Source organism: Pseudomonas wadenswilerensis (genome assembly GCF_900497695.1).
Classification (GTDB): Bacteria; Pseudomonadota; Gammaproteobacteria; order Pseudomonadales; family Pseudomonadaceae; genus Aquipseudomonas; species Aquipseudomonas wadenswilerensis.
Window position 1 is genome coordinate 319,911 of record NZ_UIDD01000007.1, and the last position, 23,003, is coordinate 342,913.

General features: G+C 55.7%; 21 protein-coding genes. 7 read left to right on the top strand and 14 right to left on the bottom strand.

Annotated elements, in window-relative coordinates; genetic code table 11:
• Nucleotides 1-2 precede the first annotated feature (2 nt).
• Complete coding sequence (locus CCOS864_RS12555; protein WP_115086608.1) at nt 3-422, top strand: DUF6691 family protein; 420 nt, start codon at nt 3-5, stop codon at nt 420-422.
• Between the two features lie 51 nt (nt 423-473).
• On the opposite strand, the gene CCOS864_RS12560 is transcribed toward CCOS864_RS12555, so the two are convergent.
• The 4 genes from CCOS864_RS12560 to CCOS864_RS12580 form a co-directional block, all read right to left on the bottom strand.
• Complete coding sequence (locus CCOS864_RS12560; RefSeq protein WP_115086609.1) at nt 474-1,715, bottom strand: MgtC/SapB family protein; 1,242 nt, start codon at nt 1,713-1,715, stop codon at nt 474-476.
• A 71-nt stretch (nt 1,716-1,786) separates the two neighbouring features.
• Nucleotides 1,787-2,587 carry a helix-turn-helix domain-containing protein gene (locus CCOS864_RS12565; RefSeq protein ID WP_115086610.1) on the bottom strand — a complete coding sequence of 267 codons (801 nt, stop codon included), beginning with the start codon at nt 2,585-2,587 and terminating at the stop codon, nt 1,787-1,789.
• A 255-nt stretch (nt 2,588-2,842) separates the two neighbouring features.
• Entirely contained in the window at nt 2,843-3,328 is a 486-nt protein-coding gene (locus CCOS864_RS12575) for a hypothetical protein (RefSeq protein WP_115086612.1), read from the bottom strand.
• Between the two features lie 79 nt (nt 3,329-3,407).
• Nucleotides 3,408-4,481, bottom strand: coding sequence for an NAD(P)-dependent alcohol dehydrogenase (locus CCOS864_RS12580; RefSeq protein WP_115086613.1), 1,074 nt, complete (start codon nt 4,479-4,481; stop codon nt 3,408-3,410).
• A gap of 268 nt (nt 4,482-4,749) precedes the next feature.
• On the opposite strand from CCOS864_RS12580, the gene CCOS864_RS12585 reads away from it, so the two are divergent.
• Nucleotides 4,750-5,676 carry a universal stress protein gene (locus CCOS864_RS12585; RefSeq protein ID WP_115086614.1) on the top strand — a complete coding sequence of 309 codons (927 nt, stop codon included), beginning with the start codon at nt 4,750-4,752 and terminating at the stop codon, nt 5,674-5,676.
• 59 nt (nt 5,677-5,735) lie between these two features.
• Here the strand turns inward: CCOS864_RS12585 and CCOS864_RS12590 are convergent, their stop codons facing one another.
• A complete protein-coding gene (locus CCOS864_RS12590; RefSeq protein ID WP_115086615.1) occupies nt 5,736-6,284 on the bottom strand; it encodes a GNAT family N-acetyltransferase in 549 nt (182 codons plus the stop codon).
• Nucleotides 6,285-6,488: 204 nt separating this feature from the next.
• On the opposite strand from CCOS864_RS12590, the gene CCOS864_RS12595 reads away from it, so the two are divergent.
• Genes CCOS864_RS12595 through CCOS864_RS12605 form a run of 3 tightly spaced genes read left to right on the top strand, consistent with a single transcriptional unit; the run spans nt 6,489 to nt 9,471 of the window.
• Nucleotides 6,489-7,376 (top strand): universal stress protein, encoded by an 888-nt coding sequence (locus tag CCOS864_RS12595; protein WP_115086616.1) that lies wholly within the window; start codon nt 6,489-6,491, stop codon nt 7,374-7,376.
• 31 nt (nt 7,377-7,407) lie between these two features.
• Complete coding sequence (locus CCOS864_RS12600) at nt 7,408-8,763, top strand: MBL fold metallo-hydrolase RNA specificity domain-containing protein (RefSeq protein WP_115086617.1); 1,356 nt, start codon at nt 7,408-7,410, stop codon at nt 8,761-8,763.
• A gap of 54 nt (nt 8,764-8,817) precedes the next feature.
• Complete coding sequence (locus CCOS864_RS12605) at nt 8,818-9,471, top strand: hypothetical protein (RefSeq protein ID WP_148708535.1); 654 nt, start codon at nt 8,818-8,820, stop codon at nt 9,469-9,471.
• Here the strand turns inward: CCOS864_RS12605 and CCOS864_RS12610 are convergent.
• The 8 genes from CCOS864_RS12610 to CCOS864_RS12645 form a co-directional block, all read right to left on the bottom strand.
• Nucleotides 9,460-10,032, bottom strand: a complete 573-nt coding sequence (locus tag CCOS864_RS12610) for a GNAT family N-acetyltransferase (protein ID WP_115087104.1) — start codon at nt 10,030-10,032, stop codon at nt 9,460-9,462. The genes CCOS864_RS12605 and CCOS864_RS12610 overlap by 12 nt on opposite strands.
• A 194-nt stretch (nt 10,033-10,226) precedes the next feature.
• Nucleotides 10,227-11,594: a sensor histidine kinase gene (locus tag CCOS864_RS12615; protein WP_115086619.1), complete on the bottom strand. Its 1,368-nt coding sequence runs from the start codon at nt 11,592-11,594 to the stop codon at nt 10,227-10,229.
• The gene (locus CCOS864_RS12620; RefSeq protein WP_115086620.1) at nt 11,591-12,253 is read right to left on the bottom strand and encodes a response regulator; all 663 of its coding nucleotides are present in this window, start codon (nt 12,251-12,253) and stop codon (nt 11,591-11,593) included. The genes CCOS864_RS12615 and CCOS864_RS12620 overlap by 4 nt, the downstream gene beginning before the upstream one ends.
• Nucleotides 12,254-12,264: 11 nt before the next feature.
• A complete protein-coding gene (locus CCOS864_RS12625) occupies nt 12,265-12,909 on the bottom strand; it encodes a tetratricopeptide repeat protein (protein WP_115086621.1) in 645 nt (214 codons plus the stop codon).
• Entirely contained in the window at nt 12,906-13,715 is an 810-nt protein-coding gene (locus tag CCOS864_RS12630; RefSeq protein ID WP_115086622.1) for an SDR family oxidoreductase, read from the bottom strand. The genes CCOS864_RS12625 and CCOS864_RS12630 overlap by 4 nt, the downstream gene beginning before the upstream one ends.
• Nucleotides 13,702-14,376, bottom strand: a complete 675-nt coding sequence (locus CCOS864_RS12635; protein ID WP_115086623.1) for an iron-containing redox enzyme family protein — start codon at nt 14,374-14,376, stop codon at nt 13,702-13,704. The genes CCOS864_RS12630 and CCOS864_RS12635 overlap by 14 nt, the downstream gene beginning before the upstream one ends.
• Nucleotides 14,373-15,854, bottom strand: coding sequence for an AMP-binding protein (locus CCOS864_RS12640; RefSeq protein WP_115086624.1), 1,482 nt, complete (start codon nt 15,852-15,854; stop codon nt 14,373-14,375). The genes CCOS864_RS12635 and CCOS864_RS12640 overlap by 4 nt, the downstream gene beginning before the upstream one ends.
• Nucleotides 15,844-16,521 (bottom strand): thermostable hemolysin, encoded by a 678-nt coding sequence (locus CCOS864_RS12645; protein WP_115086625.1) that lies wholly within the window; start codon nt 16,519-16,521, stop codon nt 15,844-15,846. The genes CCOS864_RS12640 and CCOS864_RS12645 overlap by 11 nt, the downstream gene beginning before the upstream one ends.
• A gap of 580 nt (nt 16,522-17,101) precedes the next feature.
• On the opposite strand from CCOS864_RS12645, the gene CCOS864_RS28035 reads away from it, so the two are divergent.
• Nucleotides 17,102-17,437, top strand: a complete 336-nt coding sequence (locus tag CCOS864_RS28035) for a hypothetical protein (protein ID WP_148708536.1) — start codon at nt 17,102-17,104, stop codon at nt 17,435-17,437.
• 274 nt (nt 17,438-17,711) lie between these two features.
• Nucleotides 17,712-18,008: a hypothetical protein gene (locus tag CCOS864_RS12655; protein ID WP_244211911.1), complete on the top strand. Its 297-nt coding sequence runs from the start codon at nt 17,712-17,714 to the stop codon at nt 18,006-18,008.
• 33 nt (nt 18,009-18,041) lie between these two features.
• Here CCOS864_RS12655 and CCOS864_RS12660 read toward each other — a convergent pair whose 3' ends face one another.
• Nucleotides 18,042-23,000: a hemagglutinin repeat-containing protein gene (locus CCOS864_RS12660; RefSeq protein ID WP_115086626.1), complete on the bottom strand. Its 4,959-nt coding sequence runs from the start codon at nt 22,998-23,000 to the stop codon at nt 18,042-18,044.
• Nucleotides 23,001-23,003: the final 3 nt, after the last annotated feature.

Consider the following 23,003-nt stretch of genomic DNA (forward strand, 5'->3'; position numbering starts at 1 on the left):
GCATGCGATGGGTAATGGCTTTTATCTGCGGTGTGGTGTTTGGCCTTGGCTTGTTGTTGGCGGGCATGGTTAATCCAGCCAAGGTAATCGGCTTTCTGGATCTGGCAGGAAGCTGGGATCCATCACTCGGGTTGGTAATGGTGGGTGCTATCGGGGTGGCACTTTTGCCCATGCAGTGGAGCAGCAAACAAACACGCTCGATGCTTGGTTTGCCGATGCAAATGCCTCGGATGCGGGCACTAGATCGGCAGTTGGTGGTGGGCAGCCTGGTATTTGGTGTCGGTTGGGGTATTGCCGGTATCTGCCCGGGGCCTGCACTCGCCCTGGTGTTAAGTGGCCACTGGCAAATACTAGTATTCGTACTTGCGATGTTGGTGGGAATGGCGCTCTTCAGCCTGCTTGAAAGCTGGCGTGCTCGTTAAAGATCCATGAGTGTCATCGTGTCTCAGCCTTGAGAGAAGGGGGCGGATCCTTTACTGGAGCAGCAATCCAGCCCACATCGAAGTAATGATCGCCAACTGACCGACTATGACATAAGCGGCAAATTTTGCGCCCCCGCTGATCCAGGCTAGAACACATTTGGTAAGTGTATTGCTGCTCATTGCGGTCAGCGCGGGCACCGCAATGTGGGCCATTGATAGTTGCCCGGACTTTACCACCGACGCGATAGATGCTGCCGTTGCGTGAGCATCAGCCAGGCCGCTAAATACCGACGCAATCAGTACACCATTGTGTCCAAAGGCATGCAGCAGTGCCGAGGACAGCAACGTGATGCCCGTTACGGCCACAGTCACAACGAGGGCGACCTTGAGATTGAAAGCACTGTCGCCGACTTGGGTTGCGGCCTGCACAAGCGCAGGGTTCCATGGGGCGAGGAGCAGCGAACCATATGCCACTGTTGTGAACGCAGCCAGCAAAATAGAAGCCCATAATTCCCCCAAAAAAGCCGGATCGACTGTACCCAGCACCAGACCCAACATCGCTATAGTCGCTAGGTTAGAGAATATCGCTGCGGCGCTGAACGCTTTGACAGACGACTGTTCACTTCGGGCCAGATGTCCCATCAGGGCGATGGTCGCCGAGCCTGAAGCAAACCCAGATGCGATGGCACTGAGGGTATAGCCATAGCGCTTGCCTACCACACGTAAGGCAATATGACCCAATGCCCCAGCCCCCATCAGCAGTACGGTCAGGGTACAGATTGTGCGGGGATTGATGGCACCAAATGGGCCGACGAAGCGATCGGGTGCCAAGGGGAGAATGACCAACACGGCTATCAGCAGTACCAACCCATCGCGGACTTCGCTTTCAGTCAGTTGATTGCGGACAAATCGATGCAGTTCTTGCCTGAATGCGAGAACAACCGTAAGCACGACCCCGACAGCGACAGCCAGTTCGGGCTGGTCATAACTCAAGGCGCCGAGTAGCAAGACGAAAAGCAGAGCAATTTCACTGGTGATGCCTGGATCCTTGCCAGAGTGTTTCCAGTAGGCGACTGCAACGATGATTGCCAAGGCAATACTCATGATGGCGACCAACATCGTACCCGCTACGGCCATGCATACGTAACCCAGTACAGACGTGATGGCAAAGGTTCTAAGTCCGGCAAACGCACGATGCTCCCCGGTACCTTTTTTGCGTTCACGCTCCAGGCCTACGAGCATACCTATACCCAAGGCAGCAGCGAGATGGGTAATGTCCAGGGTTTCAAGCATGACTGCTGCATCGATGCGCGGGGGAGGGCAGTTGTCGAGGCTGCTTGGGACGGGCTGAAATACATCCCAGCTTATTGATTTGCCGCTGAGCCTTTACTGTAGCCATGTTCTAGAACCTTCAAGCCAGGCAAATTCAAAATTTCCACTGTACGTCCGCTGAACTGCACTATGTCCAGGTGGCGCAGGTGTGCTATGCATCTACAGACGGTTTCAAGTCTCAACCCCAGGTAGGACGCAATGTCATCTCTCGACATGCGCAAAACAAAGCTATGGGCGGAAAACCCGCGTTCTACGTATCGTTTGGACAAGCCTAGTAGAAAGCTGGCCATTCGTTCTTCTGCGGTGAGGTTGCACATCATTAACAGCCGCTTATGCTCTCGAACAATTTCACTGCTGAGCAGCCTATTGAGGCTTTGTTGTAGGAACGGGAACTCATGGGCTAACGACTCCAGGCGTTGATAAGGAATAAGGCAAACTTCACTGTCCTCAAGAGCAAACGCACTGCATACATGCCGGTTGGTGCTGATCGCATCGCACCCCATTGTGTCTCCTGGCATCCAGAAGTTGGTTACCAGCCCTTGTCCTTCCGCATTTGCAAAGCAGGTCTTAAAACTTCCGAGGCGTACTGCATAGAGGTATTCCAACGGGTCGTTGGCGTGATACAAGCCGTAACCTTTCTTGATCCGTATGCGCTGTCTGATCAGCTCACTGAAACGGTCGTTTCCGTGTTTGCACAAGCCAGTTGGAAGACACAACGAACTGACCCTGCAATCCACGCAAGCCGCCCTGTATGGGTTTACATTGATGGGGGGTACCACCCCTATGGGATTACGTTCCTCTAGGTCAGTGGCAACGTTCAGGAGGCTATGCATTTCTCACCTCCGATACCGGGGTAGCAGATCCTGATGGGGCAATAGGGTCATGCAGGTCGCGATTTATGAGCTTGCCAGGTACCAGAGGATAGCTAGCAATCATCGCCAGGGAGTGTGGGGCGTTCAATCGAGTATTAAGTCGATCAACGAAGGCTGTCGCTTCGTCAATACTGCGAAAACTCACCATCCATACGTCCAGGTGAACCCACCAACGGTTTTGACGCGGATGATTTTCAATGTAGACGTTCATTGATGCTACTCCGTAATCGATGCAGTGGAATGCAAAGGACGCCGGTTTAGTGAGTGCTTTCTAGGTACGCTGAATACCAACAAACCCTGATGGTAATTGAGAGTGAAATGGTCAAGATCCATTGACGGCGGAATGGTTCGTGAAGAACTAAACCACCCACACTCAGATGAGATAGCTGTCGTCGAGGCGTCGGCAGCATCCGGCACCACCCAACCGCTTAAGGTGAATTGCTGCGTTGTAATCCCAATCTGCAATCTGTCGATACCTACAGACTGCAAGTCTGCGGTGACGATGAACTGATCCCCGATGTTCCTGGCGAACAGGACAGGTTGGTAGGGAAATCCCACTTCGCGGCGCAACATGAGTTCTAGGTCTGGGGCGCGGTAGCTCCGTTTGCCGCCGACGAGACCAAGCAAGCGTTTTCTAGTCTGGTTGAGCATTGCACCAGGGGCTAGTCGCGGCAGGATGGCCAGAAGGAGTAATTTGAACATTTGACGCGCTCCACATTCGATCGAATCAGGAACGGCGTCCATGCCATCAGGTGTTCAAGCTGCTGAAAGCACATGTAATTCAGGGCGTAATGGCTACTTTCATGACACCGTCCCGTTGATGTCCAAATAGTTCGTAGGCGGCTTCAATGTCGTCCAACTTGAACCGGTGCGTCACCAGTGGCGCCAGATCAATGCGCCCGCTGGCGATGACTTCCATCAAGCGTCGCATACGCTCTTTGCCGCCGGGGCACAATGTGCTCACGATGTTGTAGTCGCCTAGGCCAGCAGCAAAGGCATCGAGGGGAATCCGCAAGTCTGAAGAGTAAACGCCAAGGCTGGATAAGGTTCCTCCGGGACGTAGCACCCGCAGCGCTGATTCAAATGTCGATTGGGTTCCAAGTGCTTCAATTGCGACATCGACCCCACGGCCGTAAGTTATCGCCATGATCTGCTCGACGACATTGCCTTGTGTGAAGTCGATTACGTGTGTAGCACCTAGCTGACGGGCAACGGTCATACGCGTATTTACGGTATCGACACCGATGATCGTGCCTGCACCTTTCAAGCGGGCACCGGCCACCGCGCAAAGACCAATGGGCCCTAGCGCAAATACGGCGACCGTATCACCGATTTTTACATCACCCCGTTCTGCACCGCTGAACCCGGTAGACATGATGTCTGGGCACATCAAAACTTGCTCGTCACTAAGGTTATCGGGGATCAGTGAAAGGTTGGCCATGGCGTCAGGCACCCGAACATACTCGGCCTGGCAGCCATCAATCGTGTTGCCGAACTTCCAACCACCAATAGCCTTGAATCCATGAAGGGTGCCCGGCCCATCCTGGGATGAGCATCCACACAGGCACGCATTACTGTGGCCGCTTGGGGTTATTGCGCCAGCAATGACCCGCTGTCCTTCGCTAAAGCCTTGAACCTGGGCGCCGAGCTTTTCAATGATACCAACGGGTTCATGACCTATGGTCAACCCTTTAGCGACAGGGTATTCACCACGGAGGATATGGATGTCGGTTCCGCAGATCGTCGTGGTTGTGAGCCGCACCAACGCATCGGCAGGGCCAATGTCCGGAATTGGCTTTTCGTCCAGTACTATCCGGTTTTTCTCCACAAAAATTGCAGCTTTCATGGTAGCCATGGCAGCGGTTCCTCTTTGGGATGGTGGCATTCACTTTTGCTTAGCGTGCGCTGAAAATCATTGAATCAATTGACCGGGATCAAGGAATCAAATCCATTTTTTGTAGTTAGGTTACCGTGCGTCGGACTGCGCCGATGGTCGTGTGCTACAGCCAATCTCCGTGTCCTTTTGAGGTGGTGTGCATCCGATTTTGATGCAAGTCAAACACACAGCCTTGGACGGATGCAGGATGGTGCGTACCTACTCATCGCTTAGTGCGAGGTGTGTCATGTACGACTATCAACGCTTGTTGTTCATCGCCCCCCCTTTGATGCAGCGCACTGACGCCTTTGACCGTGCTGCTGCTTTGGCAAAAGCCAAAGGCATTGCATTACATATAGTGGCTTTTGATTACCTTGAGGGGCTTGCCACCGCAGGGCTGGTCAATGAACAGGCACTGGCAGTGATGCGCCAGGCCTATGTCGAAAAGCACCGCCAGTGGCTTGAAACCCAAGCCGTACCCCTGCGTAGGAACGGGCTTACGGTAACCACAGAGGTTGTCTGGGTGAACGATGTCCTGGATGAAATCCTGACCCATCTAAGGGAGCAGCCGTTTGCAATGGTGGTCAAGGACATAGAGCATGAGTCGCGCCTGATGCGGGCGATGTTCACGACACTTGATATCCGGCTGTTACGGGAGTGTTCGGAGCCACTGCATTTTGTCGACAAGGCCAGCCATGCTATGCCTCGCAAAGTCCTCGCTGCCGTTGACCTATCGCGTCCCGAGGATCAGTACCAAGGGTTCAACGACCGCATCATCAATGAAGCGTTGAAATTGGCCATGCAATGTAAGGCGCAGGTGGAGATCTTGTATGCCTATGATCTGACCTCTATGCAAACGGATGCAGAGAACCTCGGGCGTAAATCATTTTTGTTTGGCTCAAATGTTGCCGAAAGTCTGCATGAAGCCCAAAGCGATGCCTTTCGCGAGCTGGCTGAGCGCAACGGCATTGATCCGGAGAGTTGCCATATGATCATGGGCGACCCAGCAAAAGTCTTGAGCATCTTCTGCGAAGCCCAAGGTACCGATATCGTAGTGATGGGGCGGGTGCACCACCGTGGTTTAGCCAAGTACATCGGCAGCACGGTTGAAAGGGTACTTTACAAGATGCCTAGCAGTGTCCTGGTCATCACCCCGGAATCTCCAGTGATCTGACATAGGGCTTGCCTCAGCGCGGTTTCGGGGCCCGGATAATGCCGCGCTGAGGTAAATGTTCATCCATGTAGGTCGAGCTCATGGATGATTTCAGTTACATCTCCAGCCAGGTAGTGCGAGGAAAAGCCGAGCGCTTTCGCAAGTCGATGCATCCCGTAGTTGTTCGAGAGATCCCGCGAGATCATGCGCTCATAGCCATTGCTGCGTGCGGCGATGATCAGGTGATTCATTAACAGTCTACCCAAGCCTTTGCGCTGCCATGGCTCGCTCACGGCAACCGCACACTCGCAGTTCTTGCTGCCGGGGACTGCCGCATAGCGGCTTTCGCCAATTTCACATAGTTGGCCACCGTCATGCATCAACGCAACGTAAGCCATGCGGTGGTGGTAGTCCACATTCATCAACCGTTCGAAAAACGATGATGCCTCCCCGCTAAACCCTGCTAGGAAGCGAAAGCGTCTCAACTCGTAAGACACATGCCCTACAAACTCATGATCCCTCTCACGGTCGGGCTCACGCAGTGGTCGAATCAGTACAGGAGTACCGTCGCTCAACGACTCTATCCAGTGCTCCTTGGACAGATCGCCAAAATCGATATCGTTATTCATCGCGCTCTCCGGGCTTACAGTCATCAAAGGGAGCTTGCCGATTACTGTTGTACTGCTCACCAGCATCCTCGTTCTGACTTGAATCAAGTTCGTTGCGTGTCGCAGCCTTTCTGATCTGAATCAAGTCTGAAGCGGGGTCAAGGCACAGAATTTAGTACCTGAGCTTCAATTTCCGGTAGGCGATGACATGATTGGAGGTTTGCGATGAGTCAGTACCAACAATTGTTGCTGCTTGCCCTGGATGCCGATTTGACCTCGCCAGCGGCACAACGCGCCAAGGCTTTGGCGAGAACGACGGGGGCAGGGTTGCATGTCTTGGGTTTATTTGAACCTCATGGGCTTAGCAACTGGCGAGAAGAAGTAGAGGTTGAACAGCAAATCGCCGAGCAGTTCTCACAATACCGTGATCGATTGACGGAAACGGTTGGGGCAATACACATAGACGATGCGTGCGCTACCAGCCAGGCAGCATTGACCGACGATCCCGTCAAGGACGTGGTTGACTGCATTCACACGCTTCGTCCCGACATGGTCATCAAGGACATTGATGAGGTTTCAGTGCTCAAGCGGGTGTTTGGGGTCTCTTTCGATAGCGAGCTGATGCACGCCAGTCCGGTACCTGTACATTTTGTCCAGCATGGCAATGTGCCTCTTCCCAACGTAATCCTTGCAGCCGTCGATACGGCCAATTCGGAGCAAGGAAACGACTTCAATCACAAAATAATCCGCGCAGCCACGGCCATGGCGCTGCAATGCAATGCTCAGTTGCACCTACTTTCTGCCTATGACATTTCACCAATCTTTGTTGCCGATTCGAATGCGGCTTTGGACTGGGTTGAGGAGCTAATTGCTGTATTACGCGAACCTTATGATGAACTGGCCGACTTCTACGGCGTTCCTACTGAATGTCGACATTTTGTCCAAGGGCCGCCAGTGATCGCTATCAGCGATCTGGTGCGCGATTTGGCTGTTGATGTTGTGGTTATGGGGATAGTGCAACCTAAAGGCTTGGGCAAACTGCTCGGTGATACGACAGACCGGATAGTGAACTCGGCACATTGCAGCGTACTGGCAGTTAATTCCGGCAACTAGAGCCCTCCAGCCAGCAATCGAGGTCAGAATCATGCAGCTCACATTTCTCGGTGCGACGGGTACGGTTACCGGAAGCAAGTATCTACTCCAGCACAACTCGACGCAGGTGCTTGTCGATTGTGGACTGTTCCAAGGATACAAGCAGTTGCGCTTACGCAACTGGCAATCTTTGCCTATACCAGTGGATGAAATCGATGCGGTAGTCCTTACCCATGCGCACCTCGATCACAGCGGTTACCTTCCAGTTCTGGTTCGGAATGGGTTTCGTGGGCCGATTTATGCGACTGCGGCCACTTGTGAGCTGGTGAGGATCCTGTTGCTCGACAGTGGTCGTCTACAGGAAGAGGAAGCCGACTATGCAAACCGACGTGGCTACTCCAAGCACCACCCCGCCCAGGCGCTGTACACTGAAGAGGAGGCGAAGCGAGCACTTGCACATCTCCGCCCACTGGAACTACATCACTCGGTTGAAATCGTCGACGGTCTGCAGGTCTATCTTCGCTCTGCAGGTCACATTTTAGGTGCCGCGACTGTCGAAATAAATGCAGGAGACCAAACCATAGTGTTTTCTGGTGACCTAGGGCGCCCCAACGACCCTATCATGCGAGCCCCGGAGCTGATCGAGAACGCAGACATTCTTTTGGTCGAATCTACGTATGGTGACCGACAGCACCCGAAGGAGGCTCCAGAGACGTATCTCGCCAATGTCATTAATCAAACACTGCTAAGGCACGGCATCACCCTGGTTCCGTCATTTGCCGTTGGGCGTGCGCAATTATTGATGTACTACCTGTATGCGCTCAAAAGAGAGCATCGAATCCCAGACATTCCGGTTTACCTCAATAGTCCAATGGCATCAGATACCACCGCCCTGTATCAGCGCTTTCACCAAGAGCATCGCCTGTCTGCCGAGGAGTGCGCAGCGATGTGCCGTAGCACCCATATCATTCGTACAGTCGACGAATCAAAACACCTTGACCAGCTTCGCGACCCTGCGGTGATCATCGCAGCCAGTGGCATGGCAACCGGGGGCAGGGTACTGCATCACCTGAAGGCGCTGGCTCCCAACCCCCGCAATACGTTGTTGTTTTCTGGGTTTCAGGCCGGTGGTACTCGCGGAGCGGACATCATTGCTGGAGTTAGGACAATCCGTATGCACGGTGAGGATGTCCCGATACGCGCTCAGGTTTCTGCCATGGAGAGTCTGTCGGCGCATGCCGATGCTGATGAAATCATGCAGTGGTTGCGGGGCTTCAAGAGGCCCCCTCGGCATACCTTTGTGGTGCATGGTGAACCCCATGCAGCTGATACGCTGCGGCGCCGAATCAGCCTTGAGCTTGGTTGGTCGGTGTCAGTGTCAGAGCACCTTGAAACCGTAGAGCTTTAGTTGCCCAGCACCGTATAGCCTACTTTGGCACGGACTAATGTGAGGGTATTGACCATGAACGCAACCAGTAAAGAGAAGCTTAAAGCCTGGTTGAAAAGGCCACGAGCTAGCTTCGGCATAATTGCTGGAGTGGTGAGCTTCGTAGTGTTGGTATCTATTGCAGGCTGGTTCGATGGTGCTGTTGAGTTGCTTACGGCCAAGCCCTGGATCTTACTGGGCTTTGTTGCGATCAGTCTGTGCGTTGGGGCCATTGTGCAACATCGTTACACCCTGCTTGTTGGTAAAGCTATTTTCAGTCCTGGCTCAACAGGGTGGCGGCATAAGGTTGATCGTATCTCGACCTACGCTAAGGAATCGAACCTGGTTTTGTGTTTTCTGATAGCCATAGGGGTGGGATATCCCACAACGTTGTACTACGCAGCTCGATCAATTCGTACCATCGTCGCTGCCTGCGAAACGAACCTCAACGATCAGCTTGCGTTCCTGGGGGAGGATGGGAGGTCGGTATCTATTTCTTCGCCCATCTGCTTGTGTTTGTCTGAGGTGTTTCTGGAAAGAAATGGTGTATTGCGGCTCGCCCTGTTCAACACTTCAGTCTTTGAAGTAAGTGATTTCCAAGGCATCACTGAGGAGGACGAGCAGCAATGTTTGAACCGTGTGATTTCAGGTGGACAGTCTGCAGCTCCGCAGCGCTCATCAAGTCAATGAAAGGCGATGGATAACCTGGCAGGCATCGCTGGGATCACGTGCAGTGGAAAAGCCGAGGTCACGAGCTAGATCATGCATCGCCGTATTGGCCGCCGAGTCGATTGAGTACATCTCTTTGTACCCATTCGCCCGAGCCTTATCGATCAGGTGGCTAAGTAGCAGTGCTCCTAGGCCGCGATGCTTCCATTGATCATCAACGGTAACCGCACACTCACATTCATCTGGTTGGGCGCCGGCTGCGTAACGACTAATACCGACCTCTATGAGCTCGCCTTTTACATGTGCCAAAGCCACATATGCCATTTTCTCCCGCTGATCGACGGTCATCAACTGATCAAGCATGGCTTCACCTGGCTCTTTGATTTGGCACAAAAAGCGAAAGTGTCGCGACTCTGGTGAAAGGCGCATGATGAAGGCCTTTTCTCGCTCGCGATCCTCTGCACGCAGAGGTCTGATGAGGACGTGCCCGCCATCCTTTAGCGGCTCGATCCAGTGTTCGCCTTTTTCAGGAGGAAAGGCGGGAGTAGATGGTGTTTGCGCGTTAGATTGAACAGGTGCCATGGGATTTACTCCGAAGGGATGGAGAGGTTCGTAAATCATCATTCTTATCTACACCTGTCGGGGCGCCCCCGTTTGATGTATGTCAAACATGAGTCTTCCCAACCAATTTACGGGTGGCTACTTTCAAGGCTTTGTCCGACGCGCGCCCAGCCACTGGGCCCACCGACGGGAGACTGATTGCGAATCCGAGACTATTACTTGAAGGGTAGGTCTAACGTTGCACGCATACCTCCCTGACTACGATTTTCTAGCGTTATCTGCCCTCCCATACGATCTGCAATTGTTTTCACGATAGCGAGCCCCAGTCCTGCTCCCTGGTCATTACCTCGACTATAGAAACGTTCAAGGAGCCGGCCATACTCGGACTCATCGATACCCGGGCCGTCGTCTTCGACAGACAGTTCGTAGTGGTCGCCTTTTCTTCCAAGACGCACCGTGATCAGGCCGTGTGCCGGAGAAAAATTTGCCGCATTGGTTACCAGATTGTTTAACGCAATATTGATGGCAGTCGGATCAACTCTGACGTTGTAGGTGTCGTCGCTGACATCGAATACCAGTTCAAGTCCCTGGCTCAGCAGCCAAGGCGTCAATTGAACCAGGCTGTCGCGGACAGTGGCTGCAAGATCAATGGTTGATGGCGTAGTGGATACTGATTGCGGCTCGATACGAGCCATCGTCAGCAACTGGTTGACCAATCGACTGGTACGATCCACACCTGCAATCAAATGCTCTAGTGACTCGCGCCGACTTTCTTCACTCTGTGTTTCCAACAAGTTCTGGGCATGTACCTTTAGCACCGCCAGGGGGGTGCGCATTTCATGCGCAGCGTCGGCAATGAAACGTCGCTCACGCCCAAGCACTTCCTGAATTTGCGCCAGCATACGGTTGAGCGCTGCCTGCATTGGCTCCAGCTCGCTCGGAAGGGGGGGCAATTGAAGTGGCTCCAGTGACCCGCTGTGTCTAGCACGAAGGGTAGAAGCCATATTCGCGAGCGGCCTGAGACCCCATCCAATGGCAAGCCAAACCATTGCCGCAAGAATCAAACTGCCCAAAACGTTGGGCCACAAGGTGTGGCGCACAATACGCTCAACGAGGTCAGCTCGCACATCATCGCGCTCGCCCACCCAAATCCGCATACCGTTGCGTTTGTCTTCCAACATGAAAGCGCGCCAATTCCGATTGTTCAGATCCACGACATCGCTGAAACCGGGCTTGCCAGGCAGAGTGTGAAAAGAGGGGGCGCTCGCCGTATGCACAAGGAGCTCACCTTGGCTGTTCCAGACTTGGAACGCGATTTTGCTTTCGTAAGGATGTCCGTCGACTCTGGGTACGGCTTCGCCTAATGCTGTATTGAAGGCCTGATAGAGCTCGGCGTACTCCTTTCTCTGTAGCGGCATGCGCATGACACCCTGTAGAAGCCGTGCGTTTTGTGCGAGCTGAGCGTCGTAGACTTCCGTGATTTCGTGATTACTGTCGTGAAAATTAAGCGCACTGATCACCGCAAACCCCAAGAGCATCAAGCCGATTATCAGGGTGAGTGTGCGACGTCGGATTGACGTCATCGACGCTCCTCCACCAGATATCCCACGCCGCGAACTGTGCGAATCAGATCAGTCGAGAACTTCTTGCGCAGGTGATGGATGTGTACTTCCAGCGTGTTGCTTTCGGCTTCTTCGTTCCAGCCGTACAACAATTGCATCAGTTGATCTCGGGTCATCACGCGACCAGGAGGTGACAGCAATTCATGCAGCAACTGATATTCCTTGGGTGTCAGGGCTACAGGCAGGCCCTGGTAGCTGACTTGCTGGGTGCCAGGGTTCAGACAGATGCCCGCATGCTCGATCAACATCTGTGCTCGTCCGGCACTGCGGCGTAACAACGCACGTAGACGGGCCTTCAGTTCGGCCAGGTCGAACGGTTTGATCAGATAGTCGTCGGCGCCTGCGTCCAGCCCGGCGATACGGTCTTCTGTTGCATCACGGGCCGTGAGGATCAGCACCGGCAGGTTGGAACCGCTATCGCGCAGGCGCCTGAGTACTTCTAGTCCGTCCATACGTGGCAAACCAAGGTCAAGCACTGCCAAGTCGAAGGTCTCACTGAGCATGGCGTGCAGAGCACTACTCCCGTCCTTGAGCCAATCGACAGTGTAACCTTCACGCCCTAGCGCTTGATGAATACCCTCGCCCAGGGCGACATCATCTTCGATCAGCAATAAACGCACGCAAACTCCAGTCAGTCGAGTTTCTTGTTAACGTCTTCCAGTAGCGCGGCGATTTCTTTGCGCCGTCCAACGTCAGCACTTTCCCGGCCCAGCCGTGGAGGCGCTTGTAGTGCCTTTTGCAGGGCAACCTTGGCTTCAGCGTAGCGCTTCTGGCGGTAGAGGTGATCGCCCCAGAAATATAGGCTATCGATGCCGGCAGGATTGAGTTGCAACGCTTTCTGAAGCAGTTGCTCTGCCTTGTCAGCATCACCGAAACCGATCGGCCAGCCGGGTACTCTGTCGTAGAGTGCAGCAAGGCTGGTATAGGCCGAGCCTTGTAAGGCATCGGCGTCTAGAGTTAGGGCTTTTTCCAGATCGGTCTTGGCATCTTTGACCTTGCCTAGGGCACCCAGCCCGCCTTGAGCACCCGCCCAACTGCTGGTAACGATTCCTGACCAGATCCACGCTTCGGCTAACACTGGGCGATCTCGCGTGAACGACGATGTTTGTGCCGCCAATTGCGCGAACGCCGCTACGCGCTGTTGCTCTGGCAGTTCATATTGTATGTGCGCCCAGCTTTGCTGAATGCCATTAAGGCGTTGCTGATCCGCGTTGTCGAGCGCCCAGACGCCTTGGCTCAACATGCCGAGCAGCAGGCAGGCAACGGTCTTTTTCATGGTTTGAGGTGCTCATTTTCGTGGGTGTGACTAAGGCGCCGGATCAGCGGCAATTGCTTGCGCAGGCCACGATCCACCAAGTTGGGCAACAGGCTGTTCAACCGCACAAAAAATCGCTCCGGCCACCCCAGATAGAGATCGCGACGGTCACCAGCAATGGCGTGGATCACCGCCGCTGCCACCGCCTGTGGATCATCGACGCTTGCCTTGAGTGCATCGTTGAGCGCTTGGGCGGCAGAGCTGTTCATCGAGGTACGGGTGGCGCGTGGTGCGACATAGAGGACGCCGACCCGGGTGTCGGCAAGCTCCCGGCGCAGGGCTTCGGAAAAGCCGCGAAGTGCAAACTTGCTGGCACAGTAACTGGCATATCCAGGGTAGCCAATCGAGCCATAGGTTGAACCGACGTTGACCACCATGGCGCTGTCGGCCTGCTTGAGCAACGGTAGAAGCAGTTTGGTCAGGCAAATTGGGGCGCTGACGTTCACGCTCAACATCGCGTTGATTTCATTGTCATCCAGCTGTTCGAGCATGGCGAAGTGGTTGACGCCGGCAGCATTGATCAACAAGTTGATGCCATCAATGGCTTCGGCGGCGGCCAGTACTTTGCGACGATCATTGAGGAGCGTGAGGTCGGCGGCTACCCAGAACAAGTTTTGCGGATAGCGCTCAAGCAACGGCATCAGGGATTCCTGATGTCGAGCTACCGCCAGCACCTGGGCGCCGGCGGCGCACAGAGCCCTGGCAATTTCCTGGCCGATCCCACCGCTGGCGCCAGTCAAAACTACCCGGGCATCATGCAGCTGCATGATGAACCTCCGCAGCCCGGGGCAAGCCACGAAACATATCGATGTACAGCCGATACACCACTTTTGACGCATGGATGACAGCCGCCTGGTCTGCGGGGTCTTCCAGCCTGTTCATCAGGCGGCGGTAGGTCTGCATATGCTCGATATCCAGTGAACCGTGGGAACTGAGATAGCTGAAGGCGCTTTCTGGAAGACCCAGATGCTCGCGGATGCTGCCCGCTGCATGGGTGGCCAGGGCAATGCTTGTGCCTTCCAGCACATTGACCATGCCGAACAGGCCTACCGGGTTGCCTCGGGCAATCAAGTCGTACAGAAAGCTGACCATCAGTTCAATCGGCATTGAGGGTTGGCCGTCGCGCACGGCGTCACGGTCGCCACCGCAGGCCGCTATATCGTTAAGCACCCACTGCTCATGGCCGTATTCTTCTTCGATGTACTCGCATACCGCTTTGCGTAGCCATTCGAGGTGGCTTGGCAGTCGCGCGCCGCAGGCCATCATCAGTGGCACAGTGTGGCGGACGTGGTAGTAGGCTTGCGCAAGAAATGCCCGATAGCTCTCAAGGCTGACCTTACCTTCAAGTGCGTCGAGGATTATCGGCAGGTTGAACAGTTCGTGGCGCTCTTGATGTGTAGCTTCTTGAAGCGTGTCGAAAAAACTCATGATGCAGACTCCTCAGATACGGCAGATTCGGTAAGTTGCGCGTGAAACGTCTCGACAATAGCGTCGCGGCGCGGTCGGCCATTGGCAGTCAGCAAGCCGTTGGCAGCCGTGAAGGGATAGGGCAGGCGCGTCCAGCTATGAACTTGGGCGTAGTCGGGCAATGCGTCATTTGCTTCCGCTACAGCCCCAGCAAGTTCTGCATCCGTACAATCGGTACGATGGGGCCACAACAGGGCGTGATTGCGTGGAAGCGATTCCCCGTACACAAAGGCTTGGGCAATGTGGCAGCGTTGGGTGAGTTCGGCCTCTACCCATTCCGGGTTGACGTTGCGTCCGAAACTAGTGACAAATTGATGCTTCTTGCGACCTTTGAGGTAAAGGAAGCCTTCCGGATCTAGCTCTCCGAGGTCGCCGCTGGGCCACCAATCCTCGGCGTAAGGTGCATCGCCCAGATAGCCGAGCAGTGCCGAGCCCTTGATCAGTACTTCACCATCGTCTGCCAGCTTCACCTGGATGTGAGGCAAGGGTCTACCAACGCTTCCCGGGCGCTGTGCACCGGGACGATTGAGGCACACCACCGAGGCGCACTCAGATAATCCGTAACCTTCGTAAACCGGCAGACCGACGCGCTCAGCTCGGAGCAACAAGTCCTCAGAGACGCGCGCTCCTCCTACAGCAGCAAAGCGCAATTTCTGTGGGTCGAAGGCTTTCTGCTCAGTGGCGCTGACCAACATCTGCAGCAACTGCGGCACCAAAATCAGACTCTCGGGTGCGCGCTTGGTAAGGTGCTCGAGTAGCCGGGGTAAGTTGACGCCGCTGGCGCCTTGAATGCCCAAAGCTTTCTGACTCGGTAAGCTCAAGGTTGCGCCAGCGTACAGTGCGGCGTAGCAACCGAGGTTTTCCAGCAGGATTGCTAGTGGCAACAATGCCAAGTGATGCTGCGGGTCAGCAGGTTTACTGGCTTGATCCAGCTCTCTTGCTACTTGTAGTAGGTTTTCAGCACTCAGGCACACGCCTTTAGGGGTACCGGTGGTACCGGAGGTGAAGGTCAGTTTGGCCGTGCCTGGGGGCATCCGGTTCGGGCCGGCGAATGTACGGCGCCAGAACTCGCCGCTTTTTTCATAGCCCAAGGCAAGCAATTCAGCATCCAGCTCCGGTTCCGAAATCACCCTTGTCGCCTGACTTTGCTCCAGGCAATGGGCGCGCTGTGTAGGGCTAAAGAAGGGCGGCAAGGTTACGCAAGTCAAGCCCTCGAACAGCGCGGCAAGATCCCAGAGTATTGCTTCAACGCCGTTATCCAGTGCCAGGGCTATAACCTGAACGTGTTCGTCGCGTAGTCGTTGCTGGCGGTACGACACTTCGGCGTAAAGAGTGGCGTAATCGAGTCTCACCCGATCATCCCAAAGTGCAATCGCGTGTGGGTTGCGTTCCATATGGCTATGCAGGATCTTCTGGAAACGTTGTAACTCAAGCGACATGGCTAGTGCCCTCAATGGATGACGGCAGACCCAGCCGAGTGAACAGACCACTGTTGCGCAAATGGATGAATCCCGCGCGAATGTTACCGACGTGTACCCAGGGTTTGCTCTCGTAATAGCTGCCCCAACTGTAGCGATCGTCACCCAGTCGGCCCGGGTCGGCTGCACACAACGTCACCGGTTTCAGACCGAGGCGATGGAAGCTATTGACCAAGCCGATGTTGCCGGTAAATGCCACCCATTCCAGGCCGCCCATGGCCAGTAGCCAGGTGATGGCGATGATGCTCAGTCTTGCACTGCCGGTATCGCAGGCAGCCAGGTTACCGACCTCGACAATGCTGGCCCGACCCACCGGGTATCCGGCAGTAGCACTGATCAGCGGATCGATGGGCTCGTCCAGGTAACGTTCCAGGAACAGTGGTTCGTCATGTGCAAGGCGCACCCCGGCGACCGCACATAACTCGCCATAGGCTTTGCTCATGCCAAACAGCTGTGGCATGAAATGACGGATGTCGGCGCCGTGAGCCTTGCGAAAGCGTTGCTGAATAAACGCTTCGAATGCGGGTCGCAGGCTGTCGCCTGGAATGGCACCGGTCAATGTCAGCTGCGGCGTCTCGGCTTGGCCGAAGCGCAGGGGCAGGGGGGTGTTCCAGTCGAAATGGGGCATGGGCAGATCGCCTCCCTGTATAGATTGGGGAGGAGTATCCAGGGTATTTCTTAACGAAGTCTGAAGGTGAGGCCCACTGAAAGTTCGGTCGTTTTCTGTGTAGCGAATGCCTTCGGAAACTGCTCAGGGAAACTGTGGCGATTGAGTGCTGCAGTCTTCGGTAGGGGAGCTTCTGCGGGGGGCAAACCATCGCTGAGAGCAACGACAGGTATGCGTTGGAGCTCCAGCAACACAGCGATGCATTACTGGGTTCGAGTGACCGCCTCATGTAGCTTACAGACCGAAATTTCTGCAACTGGTGGGCTAGTATCCAAATGGATACGGTTGCCCAAGGCTAGGATCTTTCATATGCATATGGGCCAACTCGAGCTCCTCCGTTTTGGAGCGTGGGAATGAAAAGCAAAAGGTCAGCACTTAGGACTTGGAAATGGTGTTTGAGATGCCGCCTATCGGAGGAGTCTGCTTTGTCATGCTTTTTATAGGGAATTAAGTAAAATGTGCGCCGCGCTTTTCTGATCCATTTTTGGTCGACGATTTGGAAGCCGCCCCATCTTACGGACGTTCAGCACAGGAGTTCACGGTGTCACCTCACCCCGCAAGGCCTTATACGAGCAGCGTAGGTCAAATCATCATCTCGAGCTCCGAACATTGCTCAATTGGTTGCTTTATCAATCAGTATGTCGAAAGCAGGGGCGTGCAATCCGATGCCGGATTTCGCAACGAAGTGACCGCAGCGCTTCGCGACTTTTTATGCGCCGCTCCAGTAAAGTTGTTTGAGTTGAATGCTTGGTTAGATAACCGCCTCGGCCTAAAGGCCTTACATCCTGACTACTTGGGCATCATCGACGAGTTTGGTGATTTCCCCGTCAGAATAAATCCTCCCCGCAGACTTCAAGAACAGCGCTCTAAGCCCTGATGTAATCGCCGGGGCAGTTGTCCATATTATTGAACGTTCTTTAGGTATCAACAGGCCGGTTCGACAGCTGGGTTCTACGTCGTCACTCAATGTGGCTAAGGGAGCAAGTCCTCGAGTTCAAGGACCGAGAATAGGTAGAGCGCAGCGTAGCCCTGTCTACCGAATGGTCGATGGACGTTATCGATCTGAGCATTGAGAAGCTGAATGATGAATCGACAATCTCTTCGAAGACGACTATGTCGAGTCCTCTGCACGCAAAACCTCGCAGGGGCTGGTGTTCGATCTGACCTCCCTAGAGGCAGATGATGACGGATCGTCGAGCAAGATCTCCATGCGCTATACTTACGACCGCAGCCGTCATCGAGTACTTGTCGAGCAGAAGGTCGCGGCCAAGCGGTTCAGCATTCGGTGGGACCGTGCCCACGTCGTCCTGGAGCGGCTCGGCAAACTTGAGGCTCTGCTCGCTGAGCAGCTGCCACGAGAGAAGGTCGCTGCAATCCTAGGCGTCGATTGCCAGAGCTCATCGGGTCGCAGTGATCAGTCGGCAGAACTGATTGCACGGGTCAATTAAGGCCGCCCGCCGAACAGGAGGGCGGCCCTAGCCTCATGGTATTGTCTGGTCGATACCGGCTTGTAGCAACTGGCTGTCACTGTGGCCGCCTACACGCAGCGGGCCGAGGTTGAACAACTGGTCCTTTTGGGTGGCTTCGTCCTGGTTGCGGGTCAATTCCTTGATGCTGCCCGTAGTCTGGGTGAGCAGCGACTTGGACAGGTTGAGCCCGACATTCGCGCGGTAGTCCGAACCGGCCAGAGCCGTGCTCGTGACCTTGGAACCGCCCAGGTCGACCTGACCCTCGCTGGCTCCGATGCGCGCAGCGGTGAGCCAAGTTTCGCCGCCGACCTGCAGGTTGATTCCCTGCTGAGCCTTGATCCCCGAGGCCTGTTCCACGCGGTTCTTGCTCTCGTGGCTGACGTTCAGGTTCAAGCTCGGGGTATAGGAGGTCTTACCACTTTTGTCGCCAAACAGCACGTCTTCAGCGATATTGGCCACCTTGCTGCCGGCTGTGTTCTTCTCGCTGACCGAATAGCTGTCGCTGGTTTTTGGCCAGAAACGCTCTTTCAGACTGGAGAGATGGTCGCCCACGGCGTCGGCTTTGTCGGCAAGGTAGTTCTTGGCCTTGTCCACGCCGTTGCCAATGGCGCCGCGTGGTTCAGGGTTGACGTCGTAGCTGCCGCTGCGGCTGAGTTTCTCCCCCAGGCGCTCCTTCGCGTTGCTGGCCTTGGCGACCAGGCTGTCCTTGGCCGAGCCGAGTTTGTCGACGCCCGTGTCGACTGTGTTTTCCAGCTTCTCGCGATTTGACTGGAAAGCTTCCTCTGCCTTGGCTTGCAAGGTGTCCTCAAGAGGACCTGTCGCGCCGGTTATCTTGTTCACCAGCCCAGGCTGATTTTTCTCCACCTCCAGTTTGGCGTCGAAATCGACCTGGGTGCTGTTCAGATAGTCTTGACGGCTCAGGATATTCAGATTGCCAATGATGGCTCCGTTGACCTGTTGTGCATCGATGCGTGCACCAGCCAGATAGACGTCGCCGTCGCTGTTAAGTGTGACCTGGTTGGCCTTGATTACGCTGTTATGCTGAGTGACGCCTTGAGTGAAGTCGACATCGACTTTGGCAGAGGCGTTGATTCCAAGGTCGACCTTCGGCGAGTCATGTGCGAGTGCATCGGCCATGGTGGTTTTGCCGAGTTTGATACCGCCACCTAGGTCTACGCCCCAGTTGGAGTGTGATTGTCTGGACTGCGCTGACTCTTGGTAGATGCCTCCTTGAGTGGCTGTCAGGGTTACCTCAGGCGCCTCAATCTGCGTGCCTTGAAGGTGAATCGCATTGTCGCCTTTAGCGTTGCTCTTCAGCAGAACTTGACCGTTGCTGTACAGCTTTGAGCCGAGTTGGGTCTGGTCATTTTCTACGCCCTGGCCAATGTTGAAATTGGCGCTGAAGTTGACGTTTTTGCTACTGCTCTCTTCGCCGCTGGTTTTACCGCCACCAGCCGTGAAGCCACCACCCAGGTTGCTGGCATTGCTACTGTGAGTATCGACAGCGGCCTGCAGGTCAAGCTTGCCACCGGCATTCAGACTGATATCGCCGGTGGGGTGTTCGGCATTGCCGATCTGGGTACCTTGTAATGTCAGATTGCTGATACTGGTAAGCTCGACCGGTCCTTGGCCCTGGATGCTAGCGATCCGCGCCTGAGTGTCCTGTTGATTGTTGGCCTTGTGGTCCAACTGCAGACTGGCGCCCAGATTGAAGTCCTTCTCGTTGGCGCCCGGCTTGAGGCCCAAACTCAATGAGGCGTTGCCAGTCAAGCTGGACTCACTGCTACTCTTACGGTCGTTGGCTTGCTCCAGTGCCAGTTCACCGCCGGTCTTGATGCTTACGCCACCCAGTTTCCCGTCGAACTGACTGCCTTCGAAGCGCCCGTCGCCTTTAAGATCAATGTTGACCCCCTGGCTGCCGGCATAGCTGCCCACTTGGGCTGTTTCGGTGCTGCTGGTTACGTTACTACTGCCGCCAGCACCGCTGCCGCGGATACTCACGTCTTTGAGGGTGTTGGTATAAACCCGCACACCGACGGTGGCGTCCACGCTCTGTTCGCTGCTGTGCTGGGTATTGCTGGTCGCGCTGGCTTGCAGGCTACGCGCACTTATCTTCAGAGCGCCATCTGTTGCTTGGTACTGGGTGCCTTGATCGCTCAGCTGGCCATTTGCATTAACTTCTACCTGGCTGCCGCTGAGTTGGCTGACTACTGCTGTGTTGCTACTTTCGTTGAGTTGACGGTTCTGGTGACCGATGTCGATATCGAGACCAGCGTTGGGTTGCTCCAAGTCATCGAACAGGCTGAGTTCATGAAGATTGCCTTGGGCAATGTCTTGAATGGCTTTCGCTACAGGCTTGGTGAGCCCTTTGTATTCAGCGTTGGCGCCGACATCCACACTCCAGTTGTTCTCCTTGTGGTCGCTGGTTTCGCTGCTGCGGGCGGCTTTGTTGTCGATTTCGGTGGCGTTGACCAGCAGTGTGCCTTGGGCCTTAACTTTTGCACCTTCAGTGCTAAGGCGGTTGTCGGCGTTGATGGTCAGGTTGCCCTTTGCCTCAATATTGCTGGTTTGCGCAGTGCTTTTGCTGCTGCTGTCCTGAGTCTTGTTGTGGGCAACTTCGATACCATTGCCAGCACGCTCGATGCCGCCTGTGTAATAGAAACCGCCGCCAGTGGTAGTGGTGTCGCTGTGTTTCTCTTGTTTGTCGTCCGAAGCCAGCAGTTGGACATTTTTCCCGCTCAGGTTACCTTCACCGGCCGTAGCCTTTAGGGCGCTGCTTTCAATACGCAGATCCTCGTCTGCCTTGACCGTCAGGGTGCCGCCGGTGAGGCTGGAGGCCTGTTGCTGAGTACGGGTGGTGCTCTCGTTTTGCTGCTTATCCTGGTAGCGAACGCCGGCTCGGTACTGGTCGGTATCCGCTGCGTTTTCCTTAGCGTAGGCCTCTAAGCCGCGGACTCGTGTGCTGGTGCTGTTGTGCTGGGTGTTTTCGCCAGCCACGACCTTGACAGTGCCCTTAGCGCTTGCCTTTAGATCGCCCTGCGCGGTGACCTGGGAACCGCTAACGTTCAGGTCCTCTGCACTTTTCAGTGTGAGGTTGCTGTCCGAGCGCAGTTGGCTGCTGACGGTGGTCTTGTCCTTGTGCTGCTGACGGCTTTCGTCTTTGGCGATGCCGAAGAACTTGCTGTCATTGCTGTGGCTGTTGCTGTGGGACGTGTCCTGCAAGCCATCGATGGTCAGTGAGCCCTGTTCGCTGATGACGCTGGCCTCGGTACCGCCCCGTGCCTGGCTGCCGCTGATGCGCACGCTGGCGGCGCGCACGATCAGCTTGCCGTCGGCATTGACCTTGCTGCCCTGGTTCTCGGTTTTGCCCTGGTCGCCGTCGGCGTTCTTGCCGAAAAAGCCACCGCCCACCAGGTCGCCGGAGTAGCGCTGGTTGTTCTGGCTCAGCTGGCGGCTGGCGCTGTTGATGTCCACATCCTGGGCGGCAAGTGTGATGTCACCCTGGCTGTGCAGTTCAGCGCCCTGCAGCTGCAGTTTCTGCTTGCTGGTCAGATCCAGCTGCTTGTCGCCCTTGAGCTGGCTGGCGACAGTGCGTTGCTCACTGCTGGCGCTGTCCCAGTTTTCTTTCCACAGGTGCTTGCGATGCTTGCCTTGGTCGCTCTGGGTGTGGGTTTCGGTGGCCGCGGTCAGGCGCAAGTCGCCCTTGCTGTCGGCGCTCAGGCGGTTATGTGCTTTGACGTTGCTCCCCTGGATTTCAGTCTCGGCGCCGGAGTTCAGTACGGCGTCGTTTTGGGCCACTACTTTGGTGCCGTGCTGGCGGCTGTCGCTGTCGGTTTCGGTACGATCGTAGGTTTCCCAGGTGATGCCGATGGTGCTCTCGTCCCACTGCTGGCGTTTTTCCCGGAGCGTGCGGCTTTCGATGCTGCTCAGAGTCAGGTTGCGCCCAGCGTCGAGCTTGACGTTGCGGCCGCTGACGTCGGTGGCGGCCAGGGTCAGGTCCTTGGCGCCGTGGAGTTCGATATCGCCCTGGCTGCGGACTCCGGTGCGCGTGGCGTCGAGGCTGTTGGCCACGGCCTCGCCGCGGATGTCCAGATCACCGGCGGAGCTCAGCTTGACTCCGTCGCGGCCATCCACTTGGACGGCGCCCACCCGGACTCCAGCACCTTCGGCGGTGCTGACGATGTTGATCCGCCCGGCCTGCATAGCGCCGAACAGGCTGGCATCGATGCGTTGATCCTGGGTGTGGCTGGTTGGGTCAACCTTCAGCACCTTGCCGCTGGGGTAGTCGAGCTGATTGCGGCCCACGGTAACGTTCAACTGGTCCCGGGCGGTGAGGCTGCCCTTGCTGTCGATGCGTGGGGCGATCAGGTTGATCGAGCCTTCGGCATTGCGCAGACCGCCGCCGTGGATATCCAACTGGCCCCGAGCGCCCTGGGTGTTGAGTCCCTGCAGCTTGCCGTCCTGGAGTTCCGGGCGGCCCACCACCAGGCTGGCGTTGGGGGTGTTGATGAAGCTGCCGCCATTGACCGAGATGCCATTGGGGTTGGCCAGCACGAAATCGGCGGCGCGACCGAAGATTTCCTGGGCACCATTGAGTTGCGAGGCGTTGCGACTGATCACTTCGTTGAGGATCACGCTGGCCGCCTGGCCCTGAAGCTGCGCGTTGGCCGCCAGTTGTCCGGCCAGTTGCGATTGCCCAGCCTGTAGGGCGTTGTTCAAGACCACGCCTTGTTGCCCGACGTTGTAGTCCAGGAACTGGTTATGGGACATGCCGCCGGTATTAGGCGCAACAATGTTGACGATGGGCACGCCACCCTGGTTTTGCAACTGCGGGGTGCCGCCGGGGCCTTCGACCACGGTGATGCCGTCGGCCACGGCCAGAGGCAGATGGGACGCTAGCAGCAGGCTGGCGATGGTCCAGCGTAATTTGCCCTGGGGTGAAAGGTTGAATCTATAAGTGTTGTCAGACATGAG